Source organism: Streptomyces sp. NPDC050145 (assembly GCF_044460245.1).
Lineage (GTDB): Bacteria > Actinomycetota > Actinomycetes > Streptomycetales > Streptomycetaceae > Streptomyces.
In genome coordinates, this window is the sequence record NZ_JBITJS010000002.1 from 209,056 (window position 1) to 215,910 (window position 6,855).

At 68.6% G+C, this 6,855-nt stretch carries 4 protein-coding genes; 2 read left to right on the forward strand and 2 right to left on the reverse strand.

What is annotated here, in order from left to right; translation table 11 throughout:
- Positions 1 to 84 precede the first annotated feature (84 nt).
- Both ACIBTU_RS04500 and ACIBTU_RS04505 read left to right on the forward strand, forming a co-directional pair.
- Positions 85 to 1,206 (forward strand): lipid II:glycine glycyltransferase FemX, encoded by a 1,122-nt coding sequence (locus ACIBTU_RS04500; protein ID WP_399124394.1) that lies wholly within the window; start codon positions 85 to 87, stop codon positions 1,204 to 1,206.
- Positions 1,207 to 1,352: 146 nt separating this feature from the next.
- Entirely contained in the window at positions 1,353 to 2,384 is a 1,032-nt protein-coding gene (locus ACIBTU_RS04505) for an alanine racemase (protein ID WP_399124395.1), read from the forward strand.
- Positions 2,385 to 2,486: 102 nt separating this feature from the next.
- On the opposite strand, the gene ACIBTU_RS04510 is transcribed toward ACIBTU_RS04505, so the two are convergent.
- Both ACIBTU_RS04510 and ACIBTU_RS04515 read right to left on the reverse strand, forming a co-directional pair.
- On the reverse strand, positions 2,487 to 3,995 hold the full coding sequence (locus ACIBTU_RS04510; RefSeq protein ID WP_399124814.1) for a glycosyltransferase family 87 protein: 1,509 nt from the start codon (positions 3,993 to 3,995) through the stop codon (positions 2,487 to 2,489).
- A gap of 110 nt (positions 3,996 to 4,105) precedes the next feature.
- Positions 4,106 to 6,844, reverse strand: a complete 2,739-nt coding sequence (locus ACIBTU_RS04515; protein WP_399124815.1) for a transglycosylase domain-containing protein — start codon at positions 6,842 to 6,844, stop codon at positions 4,106 to 4,108.
- Between the last annotated feature and the right edge of the window lie 11 nt (positions 6,845 to 6,855).

The following is a 6,855-nucleotide window of genomic DNA, read 5'->3' on the forward strand; positions in this document are numbered from 1 at the left end:
GCGCTCGCAGGGCGCAGTAGGCTTCGGCGCGAGAGCCGGAGCCCCTGTACCCATGGGGACACACCAGCCCGAGGAGCGCCCCGAATGAGCCTGACCCTGAGGACCATCAGTCGCGAGCAGCATCTGGCATACATCCAGAGCCTGCCGTCGGCTAGCCACATGCAGGTCCCCGCATGGGCAGATGTGAAGTCGGAGTGGCGCTCCGAGAGCCTCGGCTGGTTCGACGACAAGACCGGCGAGATGGTCGGCGCGGGCCTGGTGCTCTACCGCCAGCTGCCCAAGATCAAGCGTTATCTGGCGTATCTGCCCGAGGGCCCGGTCATCAACTGGTACGCGCCGAACCTCGAAGAGTGGCTGCGGCCGATGCTCGCGCACCTCAAGCAGCAGGGCGCCTTCTCCGTGAAGATGGGCCCGCCGGTCATCATCCGCCGCTGGGAGGCTCCTTCCATCAAGAAGGGCATCCAGGACCCCGATGTGAAGCGCCTGCGCGACATCGAGGCGGACTTCATCGAGCCCCGCGCCTTCGAGGTCGCCGACAAGCTGCGCCGCATGGGCTGGCAGCAGGGCGAGGACGGCGGCGCCGGATTCGGCGACGTGCAGCCCCGCTACGTCTACCAGGTGCCGCTCGCGAACCGCTCCCTGGAAGAGGTCCACAAGCAGTTCAACCAGCTGTGGCGACGCAACATCAAGAAGGCCGAGAAGGCCGGCGTCGAGGTCGTCCAGGGCGGTTACCAGGACCTCGCCGAGTGGCAGCGCCTGTACGAGATCACGGCCACGCGCGACCACTTCCGGCCGCGCCCGCTCTCGTACTTCCAGCAGATGTGGACGGCCCTCAACTCCGAGGACCCCAACCGCATGCGGCTGTATTTCGCCCAGCACAACGGGGTGAACCTGTCGGCCGCGACGATGCTCGTCGTCGGCGGGCACGTCTGGTACTCCTACGGCGCCTCCGACAACATCGGCCGTGAGGTCCGGCCCTCGAACGCGATGCAGTGGCGCATGCTGCGCGACGCCTACGCGCTCGGTGCCACGGTCTACGACCTGCGCGGCATCTCCGACTCGCTCGACGAGACGGACCACCTCTTCGGCCTCATCCAGTTCAAGGTCGGCACGGGCGGGCAGGCCGCCGAGTACCTCGGCGAGTGGGACTTCCCGCTCAACAAGCTGCTGCACAAGGCGCTCGACATCTACATGTCGCGGCGCTGACGGTCGGCCGTGCGGGGGACCGTCACAGGTCCTCCCCGGCCCCACCCGCTTCGCTTTCGCGGCGGACCCGGCACAATTCACGTAGCTCCAAAGTTTCTTCATACCTCTGATACACCGCAGCCACGAGAAAGGTTCCGGGACCGGCCATGGCGCTCACGCTCTATGTCGACACCGCGCGCTGGCGGGCACACCACAAGCACGTGCTCGAGCAGTTTCCGGGGCTCGTCCCCGTCTGCAAGGGCAACGGCTACGGATTCGGCCACGAACGCCTCGCGGAGGAGGCGACCCGTATGGGGTCGGACATCCTCGCCGTGGGCACCACGTACGAAGCCGCCCGGATCAAGGACTGGTTCAGCGGTGACCTGCTGGTCCTGACGCCGTTCCGGCGCGGCGAGGAGCCGGTGCCGCTGCCCGACCGCGTCATCCGCTCCGTCTCCTCCGTGGACGGCGTCCACGGTCTGGTCGGTGCCCGTGTCGTCATCGAGGTCATGTCCTCGATGAAGCGGCACGGGGTGAGCGAGCAGGACCTGCCACAGCTCGCGCACGCCATCCAGGACGTGCGACTGGAGGGCTTCGCCATCCACCTGCCGCTGGACCGCACCGACGGCTCGGACGCCGTCGAGGAGGTCATCGGCTGGATGGACCGGCTGCGCGCGGCCCGGCTGCCGCTGCACACGATGTTCGTCAGCCACCTCAAGGCCGAGGAACTCGCGCGCCTGCAGCAGCAGTTCCCGCAGACCCGCTTCCGCGCGCGCATCGGCACGCGCCTGTGGCTGGGCGACCACGACGCCACCGAGTACCGCGGCGCCGTCCTGGACGTCTCGCGGGTCGCCAAGGGCGACCGGTTCGGCTACCGGCAGCAGAAGGCGGCCTCCGACGGCTGGCTGGTGGTCGTCGCGGGCGGTACGTCGCACGGGGTGGGCCTGGAGGCCCCGAAGGCGCTGCACGGCGTCATGCCGCGCGCCAAGGGTGTCGCCCGCGCCGGCCTCGCGACGGTGAACCGGAACCTCGCGCCGTTCGTCTGGGGCGGCAAGCAGCGCTGGTTCGCCGAGCCCCCGCACATGCAGGTGTCGATCCTGTTCGTGCCCGCGGACGCTCCCGAGCCGCAGGTCGGCGAGGAGCTGGTGGCCCATCTGCGGCACACCACCACGCAGTTCGACCGCCTCGTGGACCGCTGACAGGCGCCACAGAGCCCAACGGGAGGGGCCGGACACCAACGGTGTCCGGCCCCTTTCGCGTGCCCTGAGCGCACCCTGAGCGCACCCTGACAGCTTGTTCGCTCAGAGCGAACTGTCGGGGTCCTTGCCCCAGTTCACCGGTGGCGGCGGCTCCGCTTCGTGCTCCTTCTCCCACGCCATGTAGGCCGCGTGCCCGAAGACGAACCGGTCCTCGGCCCCGTCCAGCACCCCGCCCGAGGGATCGTCGTCGCCGGAGCGCCGCACCACGTCGCGTTCGGGCAGCCAGATGTCGCGCACGATGATCGCGCAGAGGTAGAGCGTGCCCAGGAGGTGGACGATCACGGCGGCCTGGTAGCCGTCGGTCGGCAGACCCTGGTGCTTGTCGCCGCTGGTCGTGTACGCGAGGTACAGCCAGATCCCGAGGAAGTACACGACCTCGCAGGCCTGCCAGACGAGGAAGTCACGCCACTTGGGTCGGGCCAGCGCGGCCAGCGGGATCAGCCAGAGGACGTACTGCGGCGAGTAGACCTTGTTGGTGAGGATGAAGGCCGCGACGACCAGGAACGCGAGCTGAGCGAAGCGGGGGCGGCGCGGCGCGGTCAGCGCGAGCGCGGCGACTCCGAGGCAGGCCAGGACCATGAGGGCCGAGGCCAGGGTGTTGACCACGTCCGTGTCGAGCGGGGTGTCCATGTGCTGGGAGATGACCAGCCAGAACGAGCCGAAGTCGACACCCCGCTCCTGGCTGAAGGTGTAGAACTTCGACCAGCCGTCCGACGCCATGAGCATCACCGGCAGGTTCATGGCCAGCCAGGCCACGACCGCGCCGGACGCGGCCACCGCGAAATCCCGCCATTTCCCGGCCCGCCAGCACAGGACGAACAGCGGGCCGAGCAGCAGGGCGGGGTAGAGCTTGGCGGCCGTGGCGAGCCCGATGAGGATGCCGAACGCGAGCGCGCGGCCGCGGGACCACATGAGCATCGCCGCGGCCGTGAGCGCCACGGCGAAGAGATCCCAGTTGATGGTGGCCGTCAGCGCGAACGCGGGCGCGAGAGCGACCAGGAGGCCGTCCCAGGGGCGCCTGCGGTGCGTCCGGGCCACGCACGCGGCGATGACCGCGGCGCAGATCATCAGCATCCCGGCGTTGACCATCCAGTACACCTGCTCCTGGTGCTGGATGGTGCCGCTGCCGGGCGTGAGCCAGGCGGCGACCTCCATGAACACACCGGTGAGCACCGGGTACTCGAGGTACTCCATGTCGCCGGGCAGCCGGTCGAAGTACGGGATGAGGCCGTCGGCGAATCCGCGGCCCTGGTAGAGGTGCGGGATGTCCGAGTAGCAGGCGTGCGTGTACTGCGAGCTGGCGCCGTAGAACCAGGCGCCGTCGTAGCAGGGGAACTTCTGCACCATGCCGAGCGCGAACATGCCGATCATGACGAGCGCGATGACCCGTACGGGGGTCCACCAGGACCGGCCGGTCAGGGCCCGCCATCCGATCGGGCCCCCGAGGAACTCGCTGCCGGCGGCGGCGACCTTGTCCTCCCTGGTCGGCCGCACCTGCTCCGGCTCCTCCGGCTTCACATACGTCGTCTCTGCACTGGGCATGCCGCACATCCTGCCGTACGAGTCTGAGTACAGGGCGAGGGCCGCCGCACCGGAATGGTGCGGCGGCCCTCGGCGACCCTCGGTCACGCTGTGTTTCACGTGAAACACAGCGTGTTCACTCAGCCTGTGCCTCCGAAGAGGCCACCTCCGTTGCCGTTGCCGCGGGTGCCCCCGGTGGTGTCCGTGGCGCTGCCTGACGGATCCGGAGTGACTCCGCCGTCCGTGGCTCCGCCGTCGGTCGTCCCTCCGCTGGTCGTGCCGCCGTTAGTCGTGCACGTCCAGTCCTTCCACTTGTTGCAGGTCTCGGTGGGTGACGGGGACGTGCTCTCGGTCGACTGGCTCGGGGAGGGGGTCGCCGGAGCGGACGAGGACGGCGACGTCGTCATCGACGGGGTCGGCGAGGGGCTCGGCTTGCCGACGACCGAACCGATGGGCTCCGGCGTCGGGAAGGACTCGAAGGGCTGGCCCTCCATGGCCTGCGACATGTAGTCGTGCCAGATCTCGGCCGGGAACGACGCACCGTGGATCTTCTCCTCGCCACCGGTGCCGTACATCTCGAGGAACTCGCGCTTCTTGTTCTTCTCGTTGTCGTCCATCCGGTACATCGTGATCGCGGTGGACAGCTGCTTGGTGTAGCCGACGAACCAGGCCGACTTGTTGCCGTCGGTCGTACCCGTCTTGCCGGCCACGTCACGGCCCGGCAGCTGCGCCGCGGTACCGGTGCCCTTGTCGACCACGGTCTTCAGCACGTCGGTGACGTTGTCGGCGACCTTGTTGTCGAAGGCGCGCTTGGCCGGCTCGTCGTGCTGGTAGATCGTCTCGCCCTCGTGGTCGATGGACTTCACCGAGTACGGGTCGTTCTGCTGACCGCTGTTCGCGAACGTTCCGTAGGCCCCGGCCATGCGGATCGCGCTGGGGTCGGAGGTGCCGAGGGAGAAGGACGGGTAGTTGGAGTCCGCGAAGCTGTCCTCCAGGAGGCCCGCCTTCGTCGCGGTCGCCCTGACCTTGTCGAGGCCGACGTCCATGCCCAGCTGCACATACGCCGAGTTCACGGACTCGCGCATGGCCTCACGCAGGTCGATCTGGTAGCTGGGCGGGTTGTAGGACCGCTTGCCGTCGTTCTCCTGGTTCCACTCCTCGCCCTTCTCGTTCCGCCAGATGGCGCCGTCGTAGTCCTTGATCTTCAGCCCGTTCTTGCCGCTGAACAGACTCTTCGGCGAGACGATCGTGCGCGTCGTCTCATCCTGGTCGTTCCCGGCCTCCGGGTCCTTGACGCCGTACTCGAAGGCGGCCGCCAGGACGAACGGCTTGAAGGTCGAGCCGACCTGGACACCGGTGACGTCGGCGTTGTTGGTGAAGTGCTTGGTCGCGTCCTCACCGCCGTAGATGGCCTCGATGGCCCCGCTCTTGGGGTTCACGGAGGCACCACCGAATTGGACGTGCGTGTCGACCTTCTTGCCCTGGAACGTGCGCTTCGGGTCGAGGTTCTCCTTGCGGACCTTCTTGACCGCGTTCTCGAGCTCGTTCACCTTCTTGCGGTCGAAGGTGGTGTGGATCTCGTAGCCGCCCTTGCTGAGCTGCTGCTCGGTGATCTTCGTGTTCCTGAGGACACTCGCCTTGGCAAGGTCGACGAGATAACCGATCTGACCGCTGAGCTGGGCGTTGCTGCGCGGGTTCTGCAGCTTGGGGAACTCGTCGAACTTGCTTCGCTGGGCCTGAGTGAGCCGGCCGTCCTTGACCTCTTCGTCGAGAATCCACTTCCAGCGGAGCTCGGCACGAGCGCGGTTCTTGTCCGCCGTGGCATTGACCGGGTCGATACCGGGCGAGCCGGCCGGGTCGTAGTAGGTCGCGCCCTTGAGTACGGCCGCGAGGAACGCGCACTGGCTCGCGTCGAGATCCGAGGCGTCCTCACCGAAGTAGGTGCGGGCAGCCGCCTGGATGCCGTAGGCGCCGCGCCCGTAGTACGCCGAGTTCAGATAGCCGGCCATCACGTCGTCCTTGTCGACCGTCCGGCCGACCTTGATGGAGACGAGCAGCTCCTTGAACTTGCGGGAGACGGTCTGCGACTGGTCGTCCAGCATCGCGTTCTTCACGTACTGCTGGGTGATCGTCGAGCCGCCCTGGGTCTCGCCGCCCTTGGCCATGTTGACCACGGCGCGGGCGATACCCATCGGGTCGATGCCCTTGTCGGTCTCGAAGGTCTTGTTCTCCGCCGACATCACGGCGAAGCGCATCTCCTCCGGGATGTCCGCGTACTTGATGATCTGGCGGTTGGTCACACCACCGGTCGCGATCATCGGCTTGCCGTTGGACCAGTAGTAGACGTTGTTCTGCTGCTTGGCCGCGATCGCCACGTTCGGAACGCCCACCAGCGCGTACGCGACGCCCGCGACGGCCATGACGCTGCCCAGGAAGCCCAGGCACAGTCCGGTCACCAGGCGCCAGGAGGGCACCCAGCGCCGCCAGCCGTCCTTGTAGGCGCGCGGGTAGTCGATGAACCTCTTCTTCTCCGGGCGGGCCGGTCCACGGCCCCTGCCGCGTCCGGGCCCGTTCGGGCCGGGGCCACCGGGGCCGCCTCCGCCGCGGCGTCCGCCGCCACCGGCTCCACCACGGCCCGCGCCGCCCTCGGGCGCCCTGCGCCTACTGCCTCCGGTGCCGGCGCCGCGCTGCGCGGCACGGCGTGCCTCCGCGCGGCCGCCCCAGGAGGCCTCTCCGCCACCTCCATAGGAATCGGACGGTGACACAGTGTTGTGGGGGGGGGGCCCCCCCCCCCCCCCCCACCCGCGGGACGCAACCCGCCGCGCCGCCGCGCGGCCCCCCGCCCCCCGGGGCGGCGGGCGGCCCTCGTTCTGCGACAAATACAGACAAA

Bases quoted from the DNA above. Each gene is read 5' to 3' on its own strand.
- ACIBTU_RS04500 (WP_399124394.1), top strand. From the start codon at position 85: ATGAGCCTGACCCTGAGGACCATCAGTCGCGAGCAGCATCTGGCATAC.
- ACIBTU_RS04505 (WP_399124395.1), top strand. From the start codon at position 1,353: ATGGCGCTCACGCTCTATGTCGACACCGCGCGCTGGCGGGCACACCAC.
- ACIBTU_RS04510 (WP_399124814.1), bottom strand. From the start codon at position 3,995: ATGTGCGGCATGCCCAGTGCAGAGACGACGTATGTGAAGCCGGAGGAG.